Source organism: Burkholderia sp. BCC1998 (assembly GCF_905339875.1).
Taxonomy (GTDB): Bacteria; Pseudomonadota; Gammaproteobacteria; order Burkholderiales; family Burkholderiaceae; genus Burkholderia.
The window spans coordinates 102,478-125,967 of sequence record NZ_CAJPHE010000021.1 but is presented as its reverse complement, the minus strand read 5'-3'; the positions used below and the strand labels follow the sequence as shown (position 1 = coordinate 125,967).

Genomic DNA, 23,490 nt, shown 5'->3' with positions numbered 1-23,490 from the left:
CCGCTCAGTGCGAGCGGCCGTCGTAGTGCGTGACGGGCAGCGCATCGAAGTCGACATCCTCGAGGCATCGCACGTTGATCGCGGCCATCGCGGTGCCGTCCGGATGGGTCCCCTCGCCGAACGTGTGGATCCCGCAGCGCTTGCAGAAGCGATGGCGGATCACGTGCTTGTTGAACATGTAGGTGGCGAGTTTGTCGTCGGGCGTGAGCAGTGTCATGTGATCGCGCGGCACGAACCACATCAGCGCGCCCTTGCGCCGGCAGATCGAGCAGTTGCAGGCCATCACGCCCTGCAGGTCGCCTTCCGCCTCGAACTTCACGTCGCCGCAATGACAGCTTCCGTGATAAAGCATGGTCGTCTCCCGGGGCGGCCCGTGCGCGTCGGCGGTATCCGGGCGGACACCGTTGGCCAGGCCGGTCCAAACGCGTACAGTAGCGCTCGCATGCGCCGCACGCAACGTCCGGCGGCGCCCGTCCCGACCCTCTGCGACCAAGGAAAACCGTCATGCTCGAACTGCGCCCCGGCTGCGAATGCTGCGACAAGGACCTGCCGCCCGATTCGGCGGAAGCGCGCATCTGTACGTTCGAATGCACGTTCTGCGCGACCTGCGCCGACGACGTGCTGAAGGGCCGCTGCCCGAACTGCGGCGGCGACCTGGTCGCGCGTCCGCGGCGGCCGGCGAGCCTGCTCGCGAAGTACCCGCCATCGACGCAACGCATCGTCAAACCGGGCGGCTGCGCGAACGCCTGACGGCGCCGCACCGCCCGTCCGTTTCCGTCACGACATCTCGATCCGCGCGCGCGTCACCGCGAGCAGCGACGCCATCGCGCGGCGCGCGCCGTCCTCGTCACGCACGCGGATCGCATCGCTGACGGCCACGTGCTCGGCGAGCGATGCGTTGTAGACGTGCGCCCGGCGCGCGTTCAGATGCAATTGCGCTTCCAGCGTGCGGTCGATCAGCGCGCCGAGCGGCACCAGCAGTTCGTTGCCGCCGGCCTCCAGCACGCTCAGGTGAAAACGCAGGTCCGCACGCACCCACTCGTCGACGTTGCGCGCGGCGGCCATCGCGCGCGCCGCGCCATCGATCGCATCGAACGCTTCGGGCGTATGCGTGCGAGCAGCCAGCGCGGCCGCATGCGGCTCGATCATCTCGCGCATTTCCTGCAGCTTCAGCGCGAACGCGAGCGGCGGCGCGACGCGAGCGTACCAGTCGAGCAGGTCGGCGTCGAGCAGGTTCCATGCGCGGCGCGGCCGCACGCGCGTGCCGACCTTCGGCCGCGATTCGACCAGTCCCTTCGACGTCAGCGTGCGCAGCGCCTCGCGCAGCACCGTGCGGCTCACCCCGAACATCGCCATCAGGTCCGGCTCGCGCGGCAGCAGCGACTCGGGCGGATAGTCGCCGCGCAGGATCGCCGTCGCCAGCCGGAAGGCCGTCTGTCCATGCAGGTCGCGTTGAATGATCGTTCTCCGGTGATGGGCAACGCCGCAGCTGCCCACTATCTGCACAATAGTGCTATTAATACTATTTTTTAACGGGCTACGCTAGGATCATCGTCACGTACTCGACCGGCGCCGCGTCCGCACGTCCGCGCCGGTCCACCCTGGAGACAAGCGACATGAAAATCACCCGCCTCGAAACCTTCGTCGTCCCGCCGCGCTGGCTGTTCCTCAAGATCGAGACCGACGAGGGCATCGTCGGCTGGGGCGAGCCGATCGTCGAGGGCCGCGCGCACACGGTCGAGGCCGCGGTGCAGGAACTCGCCGACTACCTGGTCGGCCGCGACCCGCTGCTGATCGAGGATCACTGGCAGGTGATGTACCGCGCCGGCTTCTACCGCGGCGGCCCGATCATGATGAGCGCGATCGCGGGCGTCGACCAGGCGTTGTGGGACATCAAGGGCAAGCATCACGGCGTGCCCGTGCATGCGCTGCTCGGCGGCCAGGTGCGCGAGCGCATCAAGGTCTATTCGTGGATCGGCGGCGACCGGCCGAGCGACGTCGCGAACAATGCGCGCGCAGTGGTCGAGCGCGGCTTCAAGGCGGTGAAGATGAACGGCTCCGAAGAGCTGCAGATCGTCGACACCTACGACAAGGTCGAGCAGGTGATCGCGAACGTCGCGGCGGTGCGCGACGCGGTCGGCCCGCACGTCGGGATCGGCGTCGACTTCCACGGCCGCGTGCACAAGCCGATGGCGAAGGTGCTCGCGAAGGAGCTCGATCCGTACAAGCTGATGTTCATCGAGGAGCCGGTGCTGTCGGAGAACGCCGAGGCGCTGCGCGACATCGTCAACCAGACCAACACGCCGATCGCGCTCGGCGAGCGGCTCTACTCGCGCTGGGACTTCAAGCACATCCTCGCGGGCGGCTACGTCGACATCATCCAGCCCGATGCGTCGCACGCGGGCGGCATCACCGAGTGCCGCAAGATCGCGACGCTCGCGGAAAGCTACGACGTCGCGCTCGCGCTGCACTGCCCGCTCGGCCCGATCGCGCTGGCCGCATGCCTGCAGCTCGACGCGGTCAGCTACAACGCGTTCATCCAGGAACAGAGCCTCGGCATCCACTACAACCAGGGCAACGACCTGCTCGACTACCTGCGCAACCCCGAGGTGTTCCGCTACGAGGACGGCTTCGTCGCGATCCCGCAGGGCCCGGGGCTCGGCATCGACGTCAACGAGGAGAAGGTGCGCGAGATGGCCAAGACGGGCCACCGCTGGCGCAACCCGGTGTGGCGCCACGCGGACGGCAGCGTCGCCGAGTGGTGATGCCGAGGTGAGATGAGACGCGTTGCGCGGCGGGCATGCCGCGCATCGGCTTCGAGACGGCCGCCCGGCAGGCGGCCGTTCTTGCATCCGCGGCACGCGGCGCGCGGGCACCCGGCCCTGCGCCGCGCCGAGCCGGCCGTCAGCCGAGCGCCGCGAACCCCGGCACGCAGGACGCCAGCACGGCGGCCGCGACGAACACGCCGATCATCGTCAGCGCCTCGAGATGCAGGATGTTGCGGAACGTGTGCGCATCCTCGGTCGACGCGGTACGGCGCAGGCGCGGCAGCGCGGAGAAGCGGTTCAACCCGCCGAGCACGAGCGCGAGCGCGACGAGCAGCAGCTTGAGCAGCAGCACGCGCCCCCACGTGCTGCCGTCGAGCGGCGCGACCGAGCCGCCGAGCCCGCGCAGTGCATTGAGCACGCCCGTGCCGAGCACGAAGACGACCGCGATCACCGACGTACGCGACAGGTGCTGGCCGATCCGGATCAGCGCGCCGCGCGCGACCGACGAGCCGAGCACCGGCAGCACCGCGAGCCCGCCCGCGAGCACGAGGCCACCCCACACCGCGGTGGCGAGCAGGTGCAGCGTCTGCACGCCGACCGCCGCGGACAGCGGGCCGGTATCGGCCGCATGGCCGAGCGACGCCTTGCCGACTGCGACCACGATCACCGCGAGCCACAGCACCGCGTGCGCGACCGGGCCGTCCGGCTTCGCGAGCGCGACGATCGCGAGCGCCACGGCGCCGGCAAACGCGACGCTCCACGCGAAGCCCGCGTGGGTCTGCGTGAGCATGACGGGAATCGCGGCGAACGCACCGCCGAGCCCCGCGCCGCTCATCGCCGCGGCTTCGTACACGAGCCAGCCGAGATCGGCGAGCACGAGCGCGAGCGCCGCCGCGACCAGCGAATGTTGCGCGCGCAGCCATGCGGGATGCGACGGCGCGACGACCGGCCGCGCGCCGTCCTTGCCGAGCCACGCCTTGAGCAGCGCCGAGCCGACCGCCATCGCGAACGTCGCGTCCATCAATGCCGCGAGCGCGACCTGGCCGATCCACAAGCTGTCGATCCTCATCGCGCGCACCCTCCCGGGAACGGCCGGCCGGCGGCGCGGCGGCAAGTGGAACGACAGCGGGAAGACGGCAACGGCACGGTAAGGAACGTCATCGATGAATCCGGAAACGGGAGAAATGACTGGATCTGCGGCGGAGGCGGCGCCGCGCGACCCGCGAGTGTACGGTCTTCGATGGCCAAAGCGCACGCCGGTTCACACGATGCGTGCAGATAGCGCGTCAAATTGTCGCAAGTCGTAAACAGGCAGGAACCGATGACCTTTTGCCAAATAGCCGTCATTACCCATCGATGATAGAATGCCGCGTCGCAGCAGCCCGGCTGTCCTGCCGTCCATGCGCCGAGCCGATCGTAGCCCGGACAGGTCCCCGACGAATAAACATGGAGTCTCGTGTGTCTTCAAGACGCCTCTTCCGTCCGTTGCTTGCCGTTCTCCTGATCGGTGGCGCGGGCCTTATGAGCGCTGCCCAAGCGCAGACCAAGCCCACGGAGCAAGCGCACGCCCAGCAGGCGCCGCTCAAGGCACCCGATACGATGGCCGAGCGTGTGCGCGGCTGTACCGCATGTCACGGCGTTCACGGCCAGGGCACGGACAACGACTATTTCCCGCGTCTTGCCGGCAAGCCGGCGGAGTACCTGTACAACCAGCTCGTCAACTTCCGTGATGGCCGGCGCAAGTACCCGCCGATGAACTATCTGCTGACCTACCTGAACGACGATTACCTGAAGGAAATCGCCGAGCACTTCTCGGCCGAGCGTCCGCCGTACCCGACGCCGGCCAAGCCGACGCTGCCGGCTGCCACGCTCGCGCGCGGCAAGCAGCTCGTCACGCAAGGCGATCCGTCGCGCAAGCTGCCGGCCTGCGTGGCCTGCCACGGCGCAGGGCTGACCGGCATGCAGCCGGCGATCCCGGGCCTCGTCGGCCTGCACGCCGATTACCTGAGCGCACAGCTCGGCGCATGGCGCTCGGGCAACCGCCACGCGAAGGCACCGGATTGCATGCACGACATCGCCGCGAAGCTTTCCGACGAAGACGTGACGGCCGTGACCGCATGGCTCGCCGCGCAACCGGCGCCCGCCAACCCCGTGCCGGCCCCGGCGCGTTCGATGAAGACTCCGCTCGCCTGCGGCAGCGAACCGCAATAAGGCAAGGGAGACAGACACAATGAAACGCAAGTCCCTGTTTGCACTCTCGGCTGTCGCGATCGTCGCGGCCGCCGCCCTCGTGCCGGTCCTGTGGCCGGGCAACGACACGCTGCACGGCGCTGCCGCCGTCGCGGCCACGCCGGCCGACCAGGCCGCGCTGATCAAGAAGGGCGAATACCTCGCGCGCGTCGGCGACTGTATCGCGTGCCACACCGTGCGCGGCGGCAAGTCGTTCGCGGGCGGCCTGCCGATGGCGACGCCGTTCGGCACGATGTACACGCCGAACATCACGCCGGACGACAAGGACGGCATCGGCAAGTGGACGTCGGACGACTTCTACCGCGCGATGCACACCGGCCGTTCGAAGGACGGCAGCCTGCTCTATCCGGGCTTCCCGTTCGCGAGCTACACGAAGGTCACGCGCGCCGACTCGGACGCGATCTACGCGTACCTGCGTTCGGTCCCGCCGGTCTCGGTGCCGAGCCGTCCGCACGAACTGAAGTTCCCGTTCAACAACCGCAACCTGCTGATCGGCTGGCGCACGCTGTTCTTCAAGGAAGGCGAGTACAAGCCGGATCCGACCAAGTCGGTCGAATGGAACCGCGGCGCGTACCTCGTCGAAGGCCTCGGCCACTGCTCGATGTGCCACACGTCGATCAACATGATGGGCGGCCCGGTGAACTCGGCAGCCTTCGCGGGCGGCCTGATCCCGCTGCAGAACTGGTATGCGCCGTCGCTGACGAACGACAAGGAACTCGGCCTCGGCGACTGGCACGTGCAGGAGCTGTCGGACCTGCTGCAGGCCGGCGTGTCGAACAAGGGCGCGGTGTTCGGCCCGATGGCCGACGTCGTGCACAACAGCCTGCAGTACATGAGCGACGAAGATACGCGCGCGATGTCGACGTACCTGAAGTCGATCCCGCAGAAGGCTGAAGCGCCGAAGAACATGCAGTACGAGCCGTCGAAGCAGTTCGGCAACACGCTGTTCGACCAGGGCAAGAAGATCTACGCGGACAACTGCGCGACCTGCCACGCCGAAACCGGCGCGGGCAAGCCGCCGGCGTATCCGCCGCTCGCGGGCAACCATTCGATCGTGATGGAATCGGCGGTCAACCCGATCCGCATGGTGCTGAATGGCGGCTATCCGCCGAGCACGTTCAAGAATCCGCGTCCGTACGGGATGCCGCCGTTCGCACAGTCGCTGTCGAACCAGGAAGTCGCGGCAGTCGTCACGTATATCCGGATGTCGTGGGGCAACAACGGTACTCCGATCTCGCCGCAACAGGTGAGCGACCTGCGTTCCGCGCCCCTTTGCTTTTTTGCGACGCCGTTCCCCGCGCTGGCCGCGCGAGGCGTCGCCGATCATAAAACTCAAGAGTGGTAACTATGTCTTTCGAATCTCTCGGCCTGGCCGAACCGCTGGTCAAGGCGGTCAACGAGCTCGGCTACACGTCGCCGACGCCCATCCAGCAGCAGGCGATCCCCGCCGTCCTCGGCGGCGGCGACCTGCTCGCCGGCGCGCAGACCGGCACCGGCAAGACCGCCGGCTTCACGTTGCCGATCCTGCAGCGCCTGCACACGTTCTACGCCGAGCATCGCGGCGCGAAGCGCGCGGTGCGCGCGCTGATCCTCACGCCGACGCGCGAACTCGCCGCCCAGGTCGAGGAAAGCGTGCGCGCGTACAGCAAGTACCTGAAGCTGCGCTCGACCGTGATGTTCGGCGGCGTCAGCATCAATCCGCAGATCGATGCGCTCAAGCGCGGCGTCGACATCGTCGTCGCGACGCCGGGGCGCCTGCTCGATCACATGCAGCAGAAGACGATCGACCTGTCGGATCTCGACATCCTCGTGCTCGACGAAGCCGACCGGATGCTCGACATGGGCTTCATCCACGACATCAAGCGCGTGCTCGCGAAGCTGCCGCCGCAGCGCCAGAACCTGCTGTTCTCGGCGACCTTCTCCGACGAGATCAAGTCGCTCGCCGACAACCTGCTCGATTCACCGGCGCTGATCGAAGTCGCGCGCCGCAACACCACCGCGGAAAGCGTCGCGCAGAAGATCCACCCGGTCGACCGCGATCGCAAGCGCGAGCTGCTCACGCACCTGATCCGCGAACACAACTGGTTCCAGGTGCTCGTGTTCACGCGCACCAAGCACGGCGCGAACCGGCTCGCCGAGCAGCTGACGAAGGACGGTATCAGCGCGATGGCGATCCACGGCAACAAGAGCCAGTCGGCCCGCACGCGCGCGCTCGCGGAATTCAAGAACAGCACGCTGCAGGTGCTGGTCGCGACCGACATCGCCGCGCGCGGGATCGACATCGACCAGTTGCCGCACGTCGTCAACTTCGACCTGCCGAACGTGCCGGAAGATTACGTGCACCGGATCGGCCGCACGGGCCGTGCCGGCGCGACCGGCGAGGCCGTGTCGCTCGTGTGCGTCGACGAGAAGCAGCTGCTGCGCGACATCGAGCGGCTGATCAAGCGCGAGATTCCGCAGGAAGTGATCGCGGGCTTCGAACCCGATCCGACCGCGAAGCCTGAGCCGATCCAGCAACGCCGCGGCCAGCAGCCGCGCGGCGGCAACGGCGGCGGCGGTGGCGGCAATCGCCAGCCGCGTGCCGGCGGCTCGGGCCAGCCGGCCGCGAAGCGCGACGGCAATGCGCAGCCGAAGGCCGCGAAGGCGGCCAAGCCGCGCACGACCGGCGGCGCGACCGGCAACGCCAGCGGTGGCGGCCGCCCGTCAGGCGGCAACGGCGCGCGCCCCGCGAACGGCAACGCCGCGCACGCGAACCGCAACCGTTCGTCGCGCAGCGGCCAGCGCGGTCACTGAAGCCGCGCGGCCGCGCGCCGCAGGTGCTCGACCTGGCGCTGCCAGCGCGCGAGCACCTCGGCGCGCGCCTCCCCTTCCAGCGCAAACGTGACGCCGGTCGCGAGACGCGCATAGCCGACCCGCTGCGCATCGCCGTGCGCGATCGTCGCAGCGAATCCGGCAAGGCCCCCGAAGTCCCCTTCGAGCGGCTCGATCCTCAGTTGTGCCTGAAAGAATGCGCCGTCCGCGACGAGCGTCAACGCGGCCGCGCGCCGTTGCGTCAGCGCGCGCGCCGCGCGCGATTGCGGCCAGAGCGCGAGCAGCAGCGTATGCGCGTCGCGCGCGTGGATCTCGCCGACGCTGAGCAGCGTCGTGCGCAGCTGGCCGTCGTCGGTCGCGACGATCAGCGATGCGGCGAAGTCGGCATGGCGTTCGAGCGCGGTGCCGTCGAACAGCGCAACGACGGCCGGCGGCCACGCGTCGAACGTCCATTGTTCGAGCGCGTGGCGATGGGAATCGGTCATGATGGCGGCCCCGGTGAAAAGCAGATGATGATCTGCGCAGCATACGCGCGCCGGACCGCGCGGTGACGATCAGCGCATGAACACGTGCCGCGTGATCTTCGTCAGCGGATAGTGGACGCTCGGCTGGATCTTCGCGGGCAGGTCGAGCGGCTTGAGCAGCATCTTCACGCACATGTCGGCCGACAGGTTGCGCCGCACGAGCGAGCTGATGCGCGCGGCACGCTCGCGGTTGTATTGACTGTCGCCGACGCGATCCGGGTAGCGGACGGCGAACACGTGGCGCAGCGCGATCTCGGAATCCTCGTTCTTGATTTCCATCACGCGGCGCATCAGCGCGCCGAGCACCGCGAGACGGCCGTTGCCTTCGAGCTTGTTGTACTTCTTGAAGAACTTGAAGAAGTGCTTGTAGTGACGCACTTCGTCCGAGCGGATGTTGTCGGTGATTTCCTTCAGCACCGGCTCGTCCGAGCATTCGTTGATCGCGCGATAGAGCGTGGCCGTGCCCGTCTCGACGACGCAGCGCGCGACCATCTCGAGCGCGCGGGTCTTCTCGAACGCGTCGACCGAGCAGGTCTTCGAATACTCGGCGAAGAAATTCGCGAACGCGGTGTCCCAGTCGAACTCGGGCCACACGTGCGCGATATACGCCTTCAGCGCGCGCCCGTGCTGCAGTTCCTCGTGCTCCCACGCATTGTTGAGCCACGCGGACACTTCCGGATCGTCGTTGAAGAACTCGCTCAGGTTGCTCGTGTAGAGATCCGAGCCGCTTTCGATGAACGACGACGCGCACAGCAACAGCAGCAGATCCTCGTTCGCGGCGGCGCGCTGACGATCGATCCGGTTCAGGTCGATGTCCTCGATACGCCACGGCATGACATGCGTCGTTTCAGTAGGCATGGTGGTGCGCTCCCAGTCGTCGCGCGGCCGGCCGGCCCCTCTCTTCGCACAGGCCCGGCGTGCCCGCAGGCGACGTTTTGCTTGCATTTATTAGTGGATTGGTCCGGCCGAACCATGCTGGCATCTTAGCCGGACTTTTATGTTCGTGCTTCAAAGCACTGACCATGCCCGCCGCGCGCAGTTCCGCCGCGCATGTTGCGGATCGTTAGATGAGGTGTTCGAACCGGTTGCGCGCGCGCGACGGCATGCGCTGCATCCAGGCAAAACGGGCGGCCATCCGGCCGCCCGTCGGGCACCACGCTGGAAGCGTTCCGTCAGAAACCGGCCGCAAGACCGTCGCGACGGCTGTCGCTCGCGGCCACGTAGCCGCGGTCGGGATTGTCGCGATCGAGACGCCACACGAACTGCCCCGAACCGAAATCCATGTAAGGATCGTCGATCGACTTGATCGTATGGCCGCGCGCGGCGAGCCCGTCGACCGTCTCGCGCTTCATCGTCGACTCGACGTCGAGCGTGAAGTCGCGATTGACCTTCCAGCGCGGCGCGTCGCAGGCGGCCTGCGGCTGCTGCCCGTAGCCGAGCATGCGCACGACGGTCTGCAGGTGGCCCTGCGGCTGCATGTCGCCGCCCATCACGCCGAAGCTCATCACGGCCTCGCTGCGGCCGTCGACTTCCTCGGTGACGAACGCGGGGATGATCGTATGGAACGGCCGCTTGCCGCCCGCGACGACGTTCGGCGACGCCGGATCCATCGAGAAGCCGTGCCCGCGGTTCTGCAGGGCAATGCCGGTACCGGGCACGACGAGCCCCGAACCGAAACCCATGTAGTTCGACTGAATGAAGCTCACCATCATCCCGCGTTCGTCCGCCGCGGACAGGTAGATCGTGCCGCCCGAATGCGGGCGGCCGGCAGCGAAGTGCGTCGCGCGCGCGCGATCGATCAGCTTCGCGCGTTCCGCGAGATACGCATCGTCGAGCATCTGCGCGGGCGTCACGTCCATCGCGCGCGGATCGGCGACGTAGCGATAGACGTCCGCGAACGCGAGCTTCATCGCCTCGATCTGCAGGTGCTGCGAGTCGACCGAATCGACCGGCCATTCGCTCAGGCCAGCCTGCTCGGCGATCCCGAGCGCGATCAGCGCGGCGATGCCCTGCCCGTTCGGCGGGATCTCGTGAATCGTATGACGGCCGAAGCGCTTGCCGATCGGCTCGACCCATTCCGGCCGGTACGCGCGCAGGTCGGCTTCGGTCAGCGCGCCGCCGCCTTCGCGCGCGAACGCCGCGAGCTGCGCGGCGAGCGCGCCTTCGTAGAACGCGCGCGGGCCGTCCTTCGCGAGCGTGCGCAGCGTCTGCGCGTGGCCCGGCAGGCACATGCGCTCGCCGACGTGCGGCGCGCGCCCGCGCGGCATGAAGGTGTCGGCGAAACCCGGCAGTCCCTGCAGCTCGGGCACCGCGGCCGCCCATTTGTGCGCGACGATCGGCGACACCGCATAGCCGCGCTCGGCGATCTCGATCGCCGGTTCGAGCAGGTCCGCGAACGGCAGCGAGCCGAACTTCGCATGCAGCGCTTCCCAGCCCGCGATCACGCCCGGCACCGTGACGGTGTCCCAGCCGCGCGTCGGCTTGTTCGCGATGCCGTGCGCGTCCTCGCCGTGGCGCTTGCGGAAATAGTCGGGACTCCATGCGGCCGGCGCGACGCCCGACGCATTCAGCCCGGACAGCCGGCCGCCGTCCCACACGAGCGCGAACGCATCGCCGCCGAGCCCGCACGACACGGGCTCGACCACCGTGATCGCGGCCGCGGCGGCCAGCGCCGCATCGACGGCATTGCCGCCCTTCCACAGCATCCGCAGCCCGGCCTGCGCGGCGAGTGGGTGCGACGTCGACACGACGTTGCGCGCGAATACCGGGATGCGGGTCGTCGGATACGGGTTGTGCCAGTTGAAGCCAGTCATCGGTTCCACCTCGTCGAAAGCTGAATGAACGCGCCGGACGCACGACCGGCGTGCGCGGACAGTCCGCCATTGCAGCGCGATCCGCGCGATCGCACAAATTCATTTGTCACATGAATCCATGTACTTTCCGCATGAATTCCGGGCGGTGATGCGCCGCAGGCCGGTCGAACGCCCTTCCCGCCCTTACAATACCCGCTCCGCCTCACGATCCGACCGCCGAGCCATGACCCGAGATCCCCGCCTCACCCTCAACGCGCGCCAGCAGGAACTGCTCGAATGGGTGCAGCGCGACGGCTTCGTGACCGTCGACGATCTCGCCGCGCACTTCGCGGTCACGCCGCAGACGATCCGCCGCGACGTGAACTGGCTCGCCGACCTGAACCTGCTGCGCCGCTACCACGGCGGCGCGAGCCTGCCGACCAGCTCGGAGAACGTGTCGTACACCGCGCGCCAGCGGATGTTCCATGACGAGAAGCGGCGCATCGCGGCGCTCGCCGCGTCGCACATCCCCGACCAGGCGTCGCTGTTCATCAATCTCGGCACCACGACCGAGGAAGTTGCGCGCGCACTGAATCGCCATCACGGGCTGCACGTGATCACGAACAACCTGAACGTCGCGTCGATGATGAGCGGCTATCCCGACTGCGAGGTGCTGATCACGGGCGGCATCGTGCGGCCGTGGGACAAGGGCATCGTCGGCGAACTCGCGATCGACTTCATCCGCCAGTTCAAGGTCGACTACGCGATCATCGGCACGTCGGCGATCGAAGCCGACGGCACGCTGCGCGACTTCGACACGCGCGAGGTGCGCGTGGCCGAGGCGATCATGCAGCATGCGCGCACGGTCTACCTCGTCGCCGATCATTCGAAGGTCGGCCGTCCGGCGCTGGTGCGCCAGGGCCACCTGAGCCAGGTTCATGCACTCTTCACCGACAAGCCGTTGCCGCCGGAGATGGCCGACGCGGTGGCGAACGCGGGCACCCAGGTGTACGTCGCGGAATGACCCCGCGGAATGACCCGCGCGATGCTGCACCGCACCTGAAACTTCAAGTGAAATCAAGAAGTTGGCGCGCCCGCTGAACCGCTAGCGGTTTGCGTGCCTGTCAAACTGAAAATTAACGGGGCACGATTTGTCGTTGCCCGCGCGCTCGACTAGACTCCAGTTCCCCGGCCCGTTCGCGCGATCCGCCCGTGCCAAGGCGTGTGCGAATCCGAAGGCCGGCGAATACAGCTTTCCCCCCAAGCCATACCCCGCCGGGTATCGCGCAGCGGCGTTTGCGCCGGCTGCGCGGGCAAACCGATTGCCATGGAGAGAACGATGCTGAGTCCGCATGAATTCGCCACGCTACTGCTTGTGAAGGATGCCCCCGATCACGGGGACATGGATCGCGATGAACTCGACGCACTGCTCGAACAGCAGCTCGTGCGGCTGGAAGGGCTGGGATCGGGACGCAAATACTGCGTGACCGAAACCGGCGACGCCGCGTTGCGATCCATCAAATGCCGCTATTCCTGAAGTCCCGCTGTTCCTGACTTGAGCGCGCCGGCCGGATTTCCGGCCGCGCCGCTTTTCCCTCTTTTTCCGCCCCCCGCAGCGTTCCGGCGTCAGCCGCCGCGCAGCGTCGGATCGACCGCGGCCCGCCAGCTGACGGCCTGCGCGCGTGCGCCGTTGAAATACGCGACCCATCCGGCGCGCCCCGCCGCGTCGGGCGCCGCATAGTGCGCCGAAAGTTCGTTTACGAACGCGCAATAGTTCGCCTGCGTCAGCCCGCGATACCGTTTCGCCACATACGCGTCGTACAGCGTCGAATAGACCGGCTGCGCGTCCGCGCCCCAGTCGTGCGCGGTGCCGCCGCACGACGTCTGCAGATCGACGAACGACGGCGCCCGCCAGTTGCCGGCAAGCGGCGGCGTGCCGGCGCTGCACCCTGCCAGGACGACGGCGCACGCGCCGGCCCACATCCCAATACGCATGATTCACCTCGCGAAACGGTCGATTGCGCCAGTATCGTCCGGGATCGCGCCACGCGCTACTGGCCCCGCTTTTTCGAACTTTACTTTTTCGATTTCGTTCGTTAAATTTCGAATTCGAACATTTCATGTTCGCCCATTTCAATCAGACGATAAGGACAGCAGGTGACCCAACCGAATCGCTACGATCTGCTCGTCGTCGGCGGCGGCATCAACGGCGCCGGCATCGCGCGCGATGCGGCCGGCCGCGGCCTGTCGGTCCTGCTCTGCGAGCAGGACGACCTCGCGTCGCACACGTCGTCGTCCAGCACGAAGCTGATTCACGGCGGCCTGCGCTACCTCGAATACAACGAATTCGGACTCGTCCGCAAAGCGCTGCAGGAGCGTGAGACGCTGCTGCGCGCGGCGCCGCACATCATGTGGCCGCTGCGCTTCGTGATGCCGCACATGCCGAACCTGCGGCCGGCCTGGCTGATCCGCATCGGCCTGTTCCTCTACGATCACCTCGCGAAGCGCGAACTGCTGCCCGGCTCGCGCGGCATCGACATGCGCCGCCATGCGGCCGGCGCGCCGCTGATCGACTCGATCAAGCGCGGCTTCGTGTATTCGGACGGCTGGGTCGACGACGCGCGCCTCGTCGTGCTGAACGCGCTCGATGCGAAGGAGCGCGGCGCCGAGATCCTCACGCGCACGAAACTCGTGTCGGCGGAACGCCGCGGCGACGAATGGGAAGCGCGGCTGCGGCACGCGGACGGCTCGATCCGCGTGGTGCGTGCGCGCGCGGTCGCGAACGCGGCCGGCCCGTGGGTCGGCGAAGTGCTGCACGGCGCGCTCGGTCGCGGCGCGCAGCACAGCGTGCGGCTCGTGAAGGGCAGCCACATCATCACGCGGCGCCTGTTCGATCACGATCACGCATACATCTTCCAGAACCCGGACAAGCGGATCATCTTCGCGATTCCGTACGAGCACGACTTCACGCTGATCGGCACGACCGACGTCGAATACACGAACGATCCCGCGAAGGTCGCGATCGATCGCGACGAGACGCAGTATCTGTGCGATTCGATCAACCGCTACTTCAAGCGCAAGATCTCGCCGGCCGACGTGCACTGGACCTATTCGGGCGTGCGCCCGCTGCTCGAGGACGAAAACGCGGCGAACGCGTCGGCCGTCACGCGCGACTATCGCCTCGAGATGGACGACGGCGCCGGCGCGCCACTGCTGTCGGTGTTCGGCGGCAAGATCACGACGTTCCGCAAGCTCGCGGAGGAAGCCGCCGACCTGCTGTGTCGCGCGCTCGGCCGCGACGCGAAGACCTGGACGGCCGGCGCGCCGCTGCCGGGCGGCGACATCGCGAACGCGAAGTTCGACGTGTTCGCCGACGCATTCGCGAAACGCCATCCGTGGCTGCCCGCCGCGCTTGCCCGTCGCTATGCGCGCGCGTACGGCACGCGCGCGGAACGCGTGGTCGACGGCGCGACGTCGCTCGCCGACCTCGGCGCCGAGATCGCACCGGGCATCCACGACGCCGAACTGCGCTACCTGCGCGACGTCGAATGGGCGACCTGCGCGCAGGACGTGCTGTGGCGCCGCTCGAAGCTCGGCCTGCACGTCGCGCCGGGCACGCTCGACGCGGTGACGGCCGCGGTCGATGCGTGGTTCGCCGCCGCGCACGCGCCGCACGCGTGATCCTTTTGCAGTTGCAGTTGCCTGACCGACGTTGATTCACCGACGCGCCGCGTAACATGCGGCGCGCATCACAACTACGCCAATCCACGGATGGAGATGAGAGACATGCAGGATCAGTACATCCTCGCGCTTGACCAGGGCACGACGAGCTCCCGCGCAATGCTGTTCGATCGCCAGGGCAACATCGTTTCGATCGCCCAGAAGGAATTCGAACAGATCTACCCGCAACCCGGCTGGGTCGAGCACGACCCGCAGGAAATCTGGTCGACGCAGGCGGGTGTCGCCGCCGAAGCCGTCACGCGCACCGGCCTGAACGGCACGTCGATCGCCGCGATCGGCATCACCAATCAGCGCGAGACGACGATCGTCTGGGATCGCGAGACGGGCCAGCCCGTCTACAACGCGATCGTGTGGCAGGACCGCCGCACCGCCGACTTCTGCGATTCGCTGAAAGCACAGGGCCTCGAGGCGAAGGTGCGCGCGAAGACCGGCCTGCCGATCGACTCGTACTTCTCCGCGACCAAGATCCGCTGGATCCTCGACAACGTGCCCGGCGCGCGCGACAAGGCTCGCCAGGGCAAGCTCGCGTTCGGCACCGTCGACAGCTGGCTCGTGTGGAACTTCACGAAGCACGAGCTGCACGTGACCGACGTGACGAACGCGTCGCGCACGATGCTGTTCAACATCCACACGCGCGAGTGGGACAGCGAGCTGCTCGAACTGCTCGACATCCCGCGCAGCATGCTGCCGGAAGTGAAGGCGTCGTCGGAAATCTACGGCCATACGAAAACCACGGTGTTCGCGTCGAAGATCCCGCTCGCGGGGATCGCCGGCGACCAGCACGCGGCGCTGTTCGGCCAGATGTGCACGACGTCGGGCATGGTGAAGAACACCTACGGCACCGGCTGCTTCCTGATGATGAATACCGGCGACAAGCCGATCGAGTCGAAGAACAACCTCGTCACGACGATCGCGTGGCAGATCGGCGACGACGTGCAGTACGCGCTCGAAGGCAGCATCTTCATCGCGGGCGCGGTCGTGCAGTGGCTGCGCGACGGTGTGGGCATCATCAAGACGGCCGCCGAAATCGAAGCGCTCGCCGCGAGCGTGCCGCATACCGACGGCGTCTATCTCGTGCCGGCGTTCGCGGGCCTCGGCGCGCCGCACTGGAACGCACGGGCGCGCGGTTCGGTGTTCGGCGTCACGCGCGGCACAACCTCCGCGCACCTCGCGCGCGCGGCGCTCGACGCGATCGCGTACCAGTCGCTCGACGTGCTGGCCGCGATGGAAGCCGACTCGGGCATCAGCATCGGCGAGCTGCGCGTCGACGGCGGCGCGAGCGCGAACGACCTGCTGATGCAGTTCCAGGCCGACCTGCTCGGCGTCGATGCGGTGCGTCCGCAGATCACCGAGACGACCGCGCTCGGCGCGGCCTACCTCGCGGGCCTCGCGATCGGCTACTGGAAGAACCTCGACGAAGTGCGCAGCCAGTGGCAGCTCGATCGCCGCTTCTCGCCGTCGATGCCGAAGGAGCAGGTCGAGCGCTGCATGGCCGGCTGGCAACGCGCGGTGCGCGCCGCGAAGGCGTGGGCCGACGACGCGCAGTAAGCACCGCGGCAGCAATCACAAGAACTCCGAACGAAATACAACAACACCGGCGGACCGCGCAACGCGCGAGTCCGCCGCGACCTACGAGAGACAAACATGTCACCTTATATTGCAGAATTCATCGGCACCGCCATTCTCGTGCTGCTCGGCAACGGCGCGGTCGCCAACGTGCTGCTGGCGAAGACCAAGGGCAAGGGCGCGGACCTGATCGTGATCGTGATGGGCTGGGCGATGGCCGTGTTCGTCGCCGTCTACGTGACCGCATCGTTCAGCGGCGCGCACCTGAACCCGATCGTCACGATCAGCCTCGCGCTCGCGGGCAAGTTCGCGTGGTCGAAGGTCGGCGGCTACATCCTCGCGCAGATGCTCGGCGGGATGGCGGGCGCCTTGCTCGTGTGGCTCGCGTATCGCCAGCACTTCGCGAAGGAAGTCGACGCGGACCTGAAGCTCGCGGTGTTCTGCACGGCGCCCGCGATCCGCAGCACCACGCACAATGTGCTGACCGAAGCGATCTGCACGTTCGTGCTGATCCTCGGCGTGCTGTATCTCGCGTCGCCGCAGGTCGGCCTCGGCGCGCTCGACGCGCTGCCGGTCGGCCTGCTCGTGCTCGGCATCGGCATCTCGCTCGGCGGGCCGACCGGTTATGCGATGAGCCCGGCGCGCGACCTGTCGCCGCGCCTGATGCATGCGCTGCTGCCGATCCCCGGCAAGCGCGACAGCGACTGGCGCTATGCGTGGGTGCCGGTGATCGGCCCGCTGCTCGGCGGCGCCGCGGCGGCCGGCCTGTATCTGCGCCTGCACGCGATGGCCTGAGCGCGGGCTTGTTCATTCGGGCTCGGGTTCGAGCCCGAGTCCGAGTCCGAGTCCGAGCCCGAGCCCGAGCCCGAGCCCGAGTCCGAGCCCGAGCCCGAGTCCGAGTCCGAGTCCGAGTCCGAGTCCGAGTCTGAGTCCGAACCAGAACCCGAACCCGAGCGCGCGGCAGCGACTGCCGCGCGCCTCCCCTTCTCCTTCGCTCGGCGCCGCTAGCGTTCGCTCGCGGCCAACACCAGCGACTTCAGCTTCACGCCCGCATCCGCGACCGCTTCCGGCGTCACGCCGATCCCGCGCTCGACCAGCACTCGCGCGACTCGCATCTCCTTCACGAACCCCGACGCACGACCGAAACCGCTCGCCGCGACGAGCCGTGCGCCGGCATCGAAGTGGAAATGGATTTCCGCATCGTCGCCGAGCACGCGCGCGACCGTCCGCACACCGAGCGCCGGTTCGCCGGCCACCTGCAGTTGCGCGTCGTATTGATCGGACCAGAACCACGGCGTGTCGCGATACGGTTCGTCGGCGCCGAGCATGTTGCGGGCGGCGACGCGCGCCTGCGTTTCCGCGCCGTGCCAGGTTTCCTGACGCACGAGCCGCCCTGACGGCCCGCTCGGGAACACCGCGACATCGCCGGCCGCGTAGATGCCGCGTGCCGAGGTCTCGAGCCGCGCGTTCACGACGATCCCGCGCTCGGTGACGAGCCCCGCGTCGCGCGCCAGTTCGTCGGCCGGCTCGATCCCGATGCCGGCCACCACCGTATCGGCACTCAGCACGTCGCCGTCGTCGAGCACGACGGCCAGCGCGCCGTCCGGCGTGCGCTCGATCGCGACGGGCCGTCGGTTCAGGCCGATCGCGACGCCCCGCGCCACATGCAGCGCATGCACGCGTGCCGCGATCGGCTCCGGCACCGCACGCCCGAGCAGGCGCGGTGCCGCGTCGAGCACGGTCACGCGACAGCCGCGCAACCGCGCCGACGCCGCGACCTCGAGACCGATGAAGCCGCCGCCGATCAGCACGACGCGCGCGTCGGGCACGAGCCGCGCACCGAGTGCCGCCGCGTCGTCGAGCGTGCGCAACGCGAATACGCCGTCGAGCTCCGCGCCCGGAATCGCGAGGCGGCGCGCACGGCCGCCGGTCGCGAGCAGCAGCGCTTCGCAAGCGAAGCCGCGGCCATCCGACACATGCACCTCGCGCGCCACCGGATCGATCCGCTCGACCGTCGCGACGATCGGCTCGATGCCGTCCGCGCGCCACGCATCCGGATCGCGCAGCCCGCATTGCGCGGCGCTGCGCTCGCCGGTCAGCACGCCCTTCGACAACGGCGGCCGCTCGTACGGCAAGTGCGCCTCCGCGCCGATCAGCACGATGCGCCCGCGCCACCCGCTCTCGCGCAGCGCCTGCGCCGCCCGGCCGCCCGCATGGCCTGCGCCGACGATCGCCATCACCCGGTCGTTCGCCATCGCGTCACACCTCGATCAGGATGCGGCCGTTCTCGATCTTCGCGCGGTAGGTGCGCAGCTTCTCGCACGCGGGCGCCGACAGTGCCCGGCCGTCGCGCACGTCGAAGCGCCCGTTGTGCTTCGGACATTCGATCACGTGATCGATCACGAGCCCGTCCGCGAGATGCACGTGCTCGTGCGTGCACAGCCCGTCGCTCGCATACACGTTCCCGTCGATCCGATAGATCGCGTATGTGCGGCCGTCGTGGTCGAAGCGCGCGACGTCTTCGTCGTCGATGTCGTCGAGGGCGCCGGTGTCGATCCATTGCGTCATGTTGCGTGTCTCCTTCGTTGGAATGTTCGATGCGCGGTCATGCGCGCGCCGCGTCGGGCACCGGCCGCACGACGTAATGCGACGGGTCGCGCGTCTGCCGGACGAGCGCCGGCACGATCTCCGCATACGCGGCCAGCGTGCTGCGGTAAGGCGGCGGCATGTCAGCCTTCACGGCTTCATGCAGTTTCGGCAGCGCGTGGAACGGCACCATCGGGAACATGTGGTGTTCGACGTGATAGTTCATGTTCCAGTACAGGAAGCGGAATACCGGATTCATCCTCACGGTCCGGCAGTTGCGCCGGTGATCGAGCACGTTCTCCGGCATGCCCGCGTGCTGCGTGAGGCCGAAGTACAGGTACAGCCACGCACCGTACAGGCTCGGCAAGCCGATGTAGAGCACCGGCAGGATCGTGTGCCAGTACAACGCCGCACCGATCACGCACGCATAAACGGTCAGATGAATCCGCACCTCGCGCACGGCCTTCGGCCACTCCGATTCGGGCACGTAGGTGCGCTCCTCGGCGTCGAGCCGGCCGGCGAACGCGAGCACGATCATCTTGCGCAGCTCGCTCGCGACGTGCTTCAGCGCCACCACGTTCAACATGAGCCCGAGCCAGTCGGTCGGCTTCGGCGCGGCGATTTCCGGATCGCGGCCGACGATCAGCGTGTCGGTGTGATGGCGCGCGTGGCTCCAGCGCCAGACCGTCGCGCGGCGGAACACCTGGAACGACGCGACCTGGTACAGCACGTCGTTCATCCAGCGCGTGCGGAACGCGGTGCCGTGTCCGCACTCGTGCCAGCGCGAGTCGGCCGGGCTGCAGTAGAGCGTGCCGTACACGAAGAACGCGAGGATCGCCCACGCGGAATGCGCACGCCAGGCGAGCCACGCGAGCACGCCGCTCGCGACGATCGCCGCGTACCAGATCAGCGTGTCGCGGATCGCGCGCGCATCGTCGCGCTGCATCAGTTGCTTCATCAGCGGCCGCGGCACCGGGCACCGGTACCACGCGGCATTGACGAGGCCCGCGGCACGCGCACGCTCGCCGGCACCGCCGATCATTCGGTAATCCTGACGGCGTGCCGCCGCGTCGCGGTCGTGCGCCTGATCGTTCGTGTGGGCCACGCGTGTCTCCTGATTGTTCGTTTGCGGGAAGCGCGGCACGCGCTTCGCATGCATTCAAAATTAGGCGACGGCCATGCCCCGCTCAATCGAAACATTGACGAAATTTCGCCATCGCTTTAGCGTTCCGGACAGCGCCACACCCCGCTGGCGACGACAGACGAACACGGAGACGACCATGGCCGACCCGACCGGTCCGCGCTGGCGCAAGCGCACCGCGCGCTTCGACGAGATCGCGGCGCTCGCCGGGGTCAGCACGACCACCGTCGACCGCGTGCTGAACGAGCGCGGCAGCGTGTCCGCGCAGGCACGCGAGCGCGTGGTGGCGGCCGCGCGCCAGCTCGGCGTGCCGCGCCAGTTGCCCGACACGCGGCACGGGCTGCTTCACGTCGACGTGCTGCTGCCCGACACCGATGCACCGTTCTTCCGGCGGCTGCAGCAGGCGGTGCAACGCTCGCTGCAGATGCTCGACCGGCGCGTGGTCGTGCACCGGACCATCCTGCCCGCCGCGGACGACGAGCGCGCGGCCGCGCTGATCGAACGGCCCGCGTACCGGCGCGCGGCGCTGATCGTCACCGCGCGCGACACGCCGCGCGTGCGCGACGCCCTGGCCGGCGCGATCGCGCGCGGCGAGACCGTCGTCACGATGGTCACCGACATCGGCGGCGTCGGCCGCGTGCACTACGCGGGCATCGACAACTACCGCGCCGGACGCACGGCCGGCTACTACATCGGCCGCCTCGCCGCGCGCCCCGGCCGCGTGCTGCTGCTCGCCGGACGGATGGGCTACCGCGCGCACGCCGACCGGATGGCCGGCTGCATCGACCAGTTGCGGGAAGCCTTTCCCGACCTCCGCTGCGACGACGCGCCGATCGAAACGCTCGACCAGGACGACCGCTGCTACCGCGCGGTGACGAACGCGCTGCACGCGCACGACGACATCGTCGGGATCTACAACAGCGGCGCGGGCTCGGCCGGCATCGAGGCCGCGCTGCGCAAGGCGCGCGCGTCCGGGCGCGTCGTCTGGATCGGCCACGAGATGATCGACCTGCACCGCACCTACATCGAGGCCGGTTCGATGGACATCGCGATCGACCAGGATCCGGACGGCCAGGCGATTTCCGCGCTGCAGCACGTGCTGCACGCGTGCGGGATCGTCGAACAGCCGCCGCCGGGCGACCCGGTCGAATTCCGCGTGTTCTGCTCGGCCAACGTGCGCACCAGCGCGTACCTGCCGGCCTGACGCCCGCCGCGCATCGCGCGGACGCGCGCCGCAAAAAAATCGACCGCCGCATGGGCGATTTTTCGTCAACGTTTGTCATGCAGCCCGCTCGGCACGTCCGTACATTTGGCAGCCATCCAGAACCGGAACGGACGGAGACGATGGCTGAAGCGATACTCATCGGCGTGAACCTCGACGGCGTGCTCGAACACGACGGCCTGCCGCTGCCCACGCCTGCCGAGCGGTTCCAGATGATCGCGGGCGCCGGCGTGTTCGACTACGTCGAGAAGAACCCGGTGCACGGCGAGGACCTGTCGCCGTACTTCGCGCTCGTCGACCGGCATGCGCTGCCGATCCGCGTGATCGGCGGCATCTGGTGCGCCGGCCGCGACGAAGCGCACGTCGCCGAGATCGTCGATGCCGGCGCGCGGTTCGGCAGCACGGTACTCAATTGCCAGTTGTACGCGCACCATGCGGACGGCCATCCGCTGTCGGACCGCGAAGTCGCCGACTTCTACCTGCGCGCATACGAACGCGGCGAGCCGGTTGGCTGCCTGCCGAGCCTCGAAGTGCACGTCGACATGTGGAGCGAGGATTTCCCGCGGATCGCGCGCGTCGCGCAATGCGTCGAGCAAACAGGCGTGCCGTTCCGGATCACGCTCGACCATTCGCACCTGCTGTTCAAGCTCGGCAATCGCGCCGAACTCGATGCATCGGGCCTGCGCGAGCCGGTCGAGCGCGTGCGACAGCTGCTCGACCCGGCCTCGCCGTCGGCCGTCTACGCCGACTGGATCGCACGCGGCTGGGTCCGCCACGCGCATGCGCGCAGCGTGATTCCGAACAATCCGGAGAACCGCTGGATGCGCCGCGCGGACGGACGGCCCGGCCGCGGGATCCAGTACCCGTTCGTCGAACCGGCGCCGGGCGCGTATCACGGCGAATGGCGCGCGGCACCGCTCGACACGTGGAAGACGGCGCTGCGGCGCCTGCTGCAATGGCAGGTTCATGCGCGGCCGACACCGCTCGAGCAGATCAGCTGCGAGTTCATCCCGTTTCCGGACTACGGCGGCGGCGCCCGCTATTCGATCTTCGACAACAACGTCGCGTGCGCGCAATGGCTGCGCGACACGTGGCACGCGCTCGCCGCGGAACCGGCGGATGTGCCGGCCGGCACCGGCGCACGCAGCTTCACCTGATTCGCCCCGCCCCATTCGACACCTGAGGACCGAACGATGACGCAACCCGCCTTTCACTTTTCGCTGAACCGGATGAGCGCGCCGCGCCTGCCGCTCGACCGCTATGTCGCGCTGTGCCGGCGGCTCGGCATCGACTCGATCGAGATCCGCAACGATCTCGACGGCGTCGAGATCACCGACGGCACGCCGGCTTCGGCCGTGCGCGCGACGGCCGAAGCCGGCGGCGTGACGATCCTGACGATCAACGCGCTGCAGCGCTTCGACCAATGGAACGCCGAGCGCGCGGACGAAGCGACCGTGCTCGCCGACTACGCCGCGCAATGCGGCGCACGCGCGCTGGTGCTGTGCCCGACCAACAGCCGCGGCGACACGCGCGAGCCCGCCGCGCGGCACGCCGATCTCGTCAAGGCGCTCAAGGCGCTCGAGCCGATCCTCGACGCGCGCGGCCTGCTCGGCTTCATCGAGCCGCTCGGCTTCGAGGAATGCGCGCTGCGCCGCAAGTCGGACGCGGTGAAGGGCATCTACGCCGCGGCCGGCGAGCGGGTATTCCGGCTCGTGCACGACACGTTCCACCATCATCTGTCGGGCGAGGACATCTTCTTCCCGAACCTGACGGGCCTCGTGCACATCTCGGGCGTCGAAGAAGGCGACCTGCCGGTCGACCGGATGCGCGACGGCCATCGCGTGCTGGTCGGCGGCGGCGACCGGCTCGGCAACGTCCGGCAGCTGCGCGAGCTGCTCGCGCGCGGCTATCGCGGCGCATTCTCGTTCGAGCCGTTCGCGAACGAAATCGCGGAAGCGGGTGACATCGAAGACCGGCTGCGCGCCAGCATCGACTACATCCGCGGCGAGCTGGCGGCTCGCTGAGCGTCGCAGCGGCGCACGCCGCCGCGGCAATCGCCGCGCGGCACGTCGCGTCGCGCATCCTGCCG

General features: G+C 68.4%; 22 protein-coding genes and 1 pseudogene. 13 read left to right on the top strand and 10 right to left on the bottom strand.

What is annotated here, in order from left to right:
- Positions 1–4: 4 nt before the first annotated feature.
- A complete protein-coding gene (locus tag U5A56_RS29230) occupies positions 5–352 on the bottom strand; it encodes a GFA family protein (protein WP_257773820.1) in 348 nt (115 codons plus the stop codon).
- A 152-nt stretch (positions 353–504) separates the two neighbouring features.
- On the opposite strand from U5A56_RS29230, the gene U5A56_RS29225 reads away from it, so the two are divergent.
- Positions 505–750 carry a DUF1272 domain-containing protein gene (locus U5A56_RS29225; RefSeq protein WP_044844539.1) on the top strand — a complete coding sequence of 82 codons (246 nt, stop codon included), beginning with the start codon at positions 505–507 and terminating at the stop codon, positions 748–750.
- 27 nt (positions 751–777) lie between these two features.
- Here the strand turns inward: U5A56_RS29225 and U5A56_RS29220 are convergent, their stop codons facing one another.
- Positions 778–1,497 (bottom strand): FadR/GntR family transcriptional regulator, encoded by a 720-nt coding sequence (locus U5A56_RS29220; protein ID WP_321925885.1) that lies wholly within the window; start codon positions 1,495–1,497, stop codon positions 778–780.
- A gap of 119 nt (positions 1,498–1,616) precedes the next feature.
- Here U5A56_RS29220 and dgoD point away from each other — a divergent pair, with 119 nt between their 5' ends.
- Entirely contained in the window at positions 1,617–2,765 is a 1,149-nt protein-coding gene (dgoD, locus tag U5A56_RS29215; RefSeq protein WP_321809346.1) for a galactonate dehydratase, read from the top strand.
- A gap of 139 nt (positions 2,766–2,904) precedes the next feature.
- Here dgoD and U5A56_RS29210 read toward each other — a convergent pair whose 3' ends face one another.
- Positions 2,905–3,837 (bottom strand): CopD family protein, encoded by a 933-nt coding sequence (locus U5A56_RS29210; RefSeq protein ID WP_321820258.1) that lies wholly within the window; start codon positions 3,835–3,837, stop codon positions 2,905–2,907.
- Positions 3,838–4,214: 377 nt separating this feature from the next.
- On the opposite strand from U5A56_RS29210, the gene U5A56_RS29205 reads away from it, so the two are divergent.
- The 3 genes and pseudogenes from U5A56_RS29205 to U5A56_RS29195 all read left to right on the top strand — a co-directional run bounded on the left by U5A56_RS29205 (position 4,215) and on the right by U5A56_RS29195 (position 7,811).
- Complete coding sequence (locus U5A56_RS29205) at positions 4,215–4,979, top strand: c-type cytochrome (protein ID WP_044844542.1); 765 nt, start codon at positions 4,215–4,217, stop codon at positions 4,977–4,979.
- Positions 4,980–4,998: 19 nt separating this feature from the next.
- Positions 4,999–6,291 (top strand): annotated as a pseudogene (locus U5A56_RS29200) (c-type cytochrome); the annotation flags it as partial.
- A gap of 74 nt (positions 6,292–6,365) precedes the next feature.
- Complete coding sequence (locus tag U5A56_RS29195) at positions 6,366–7,811, top strand: DEAD/DEAH box helicase (protein WP_321925883.1); 1,446 nt, start codon at positions 6,366–6,368, stop codon at positions 7,809–7,811.
- Here U5A56_RS29195 and U5A56_RS29190 read toward each other — a convergent pair.
- The 3 genes from U5A56_RS29190 to U5A56_RS29180 form a co-directional block, all read right to left on the bottom strand.
- Complete coding sequence (locus tag U5A56_RS29190; protein ID WP_044846780.1) at positions 7,805–8,314, bottom strand: hypothetical protein; 510 nt, start codon at positions 8,312–8,314, stop codon at positions 7,805–7,807. The two genes, U5A56_RS29195 and U5A56_RS29190, sit on opposite strands and share 7 nt — an antisense overlap.
- Positions 8,315–8,383: 69 nt before the next feature.
- Entirely contained in the window at positions 8,384–9,211 is an 828-nt protein-coding gene (locus tag U5A56_RS29185; RefSeq protein WP_044846781.1) for a ferritin-like domain-containing protein, read from the bottom strand.
- 314 nt (positions 9,212–9,525) lie between these two features.
- Positions 9,526–11,166, bottom strand: coding sequence for a gamma-glutamyltransferase family protein (locus U5A56_RS29180; RefSeq protein WP_321925881.1), 1,641 nt, complete (start codon positions 11,164–11,166; stop codon positions 9,526–9,528).
- Positions 11,167–11,389: 223 nt separating this feature from the next.
- Between U5A56_RS29180 and U5A56_RS29175 the strand changes: the two genes are divergently transcribed.
- Together U5A56_RS29175 and U5A56_RS29170 are read left to right on the top strand one after the other, a co-directional pair.
- On the top strand, positions 11,390–12,169 hold the full coding sequence (locus tag U5A56_RS29175) for a DeoR/GlpR family DNA-binding transcription regulator (protein WP_044846783.1): 780 nt from the start codon (positions 11,390–11,392) through the stop codon (positions 12,167–12,169).
- Between the two features lie 315 nt (positions 12,170–12,484).
- The gene (locus tag U5A56_RS29170; RefSeq protein ID WP_044846784.1) at positions 12,485–12,682 is read left to right on the top strand and encodes a hypothetical protein; all 198 of its coding nucleotides are present in this window, start codon (positions 12,485–12,487) and stop codon (positions 12,680–12,682) included.
- Between the two features lie 89 nt (positions 12,683–12,771).
- Here the strand turns inward: U5A56_RS29170 and U5A56_RS29165 are convergent, their stop codons facing one another.
- Entirely contained in the window at positions 12,772–13,140 is a 369-nt protein-coding gene (locus U5A56_RS29165) for a hypothetical protein (protein WP_321804560.1), read from the bottom strand.
- Positions 13,141–13,302: 162 nt separating this feature from the next.
- On the opposite strand from U5A56_RS29165, the gene glpD reads away from it, so the two are divergent.
- From glpD to U5A56_RS29150, 3 genes are all read left to right on the top strand, one after another.
- Positions 13,303–14,826, top strand: coding sequence for a glycerol-3-phosphate dehydrogenase (glpD, locus tag U5A56_RS29160; protein WP_044846786.1), 1,524 nt, complete (start codon positions 13,303–13,305; stop codon positions 14,824–14,826).
- Positions 14,827–14,931: 105 nt separating this feature from the next.
- Positions 14,932–16,434: a glycerol kinase GlpK gene (gene glpK / locus U5A56_RS29155; RefSeq protein WP_044846787.1), complete on the top strand. Its 1,503-nt coding sequence runs from the start codon at positions 14,932–14,934 to the stop codon at positions 16,432–16,434.
- Positions 16,435–16,530: 96 nt separating this feature from the next.
- The gene (locus U5A56_RS29150; protein WP_044846788.1) at positions 16,531–17,247 is read left to right on the top strand and encodes an MIP/aquaporin family protein; all 717 of its coding nucleotides are present in this window, start codon (positions 16,531–16,533) and stop codon (positions 17,245–17,247) included.
- 209 nt (positions 17,248–17,456) lie between these two features.
- On the opposite strand, the gene U5A56_RS29145 is transcribed toward U5A56_RS29150, so the two are convergent.
- The 3 genes from U5A56_RS29145 to U5A56_RS29135 are packed head-to-tail and all read right to left on the bottom strand — an operon-like array spanning position 17,457 to position 20,197.
- Positions 17,457–18,707: an NAD(P)/FAD-dependent oxidoreductase gene (locus U5A56_RS29145; RefSeq protein ID WP_321925878.1), complete on the bottom strand. Its 1,251-nt coding sequence runs from the start codon at positions 18,705–18,707 to the stop codon at positions 17,457–17,459.
- Positions 18,708–18,711: 4 nt separating this feature from the next.
- Positions 18,712–19,020 carry a non-heme iron oxygenase ferredoxin subunit gene (locus tag U5A56_RS29140; protein WP_044846790.1) on the bottom strand — a complete coding sequence of 103 codons (309 nt, stop codon included), beginning with the start codon at positions 19,018–19,020 and terminating at the stop codon, positions 18,712–18,714.
- Between the two features lie 37 nt (positions 19,021–19,057).
- The gene (locus tag U5A56_RS29135) at positions 19,058–20,197 is read right to left on the bottom strand and encodes a fatty acid desaturase family protein (protein ID WP_044846791.1); all 1,140 of its coding nucleotides are present in this window, start codon (positions 20,195–20,197) and stop codon (positions 19,058–19,060) included.
- Between the two features lie 121 nt (positions 20,198–20,318).
- On the opposite strand from U5A56_RS29135, the gene U5A56_RS29130 reads away from it, so the two are divergent.
- The 3 genes from U5A56_RS29130 (at position 20,319) to U5A56_RS29120 (ending at position 23,425) form a co-directional block, all read left to right on the top strand.
- Positions 20,319–21,383 carry a LacI family DNA-binding transcriptional regulator gene (locus tag U5A56_RS29130; protein WP_124579970.1) on the top strand — a complete coding sequence of 355 codons (1,065 nt, stop codon included), beginning with the start codon at positions 20,319–20,321 and terminating at the stop codon, positions 21,381–21,383.
- A gap of 140 nt (positions 21,384–21,523) precedes the next feature.
- Positions 21,524–22,558 (top strand): xylose isomerase, encoded by a 1,035-nt coding sequence (locus U5A56_RS29125; RefSeq protein ID WP_124579968.1) that lies wholly within the window; start codon positions 21,524–21,526, stop codon positions 22,556–22,558.
- 36 nt (positions 22,559–22,594) lie between these two features.
- Complete coding sequence (locus tag U5A56_RS29120; RefSeq protein WP_124579966.1) at positions 22,595–23,425, top strand: TIM barrel protein; 831 nt, start codon at positions 22,595–22,597, stop codon at positions 23,423–23,425.
- The last annotated feature ends 65 nt before the right edge of the window (positions 23,426–23,490 follow it).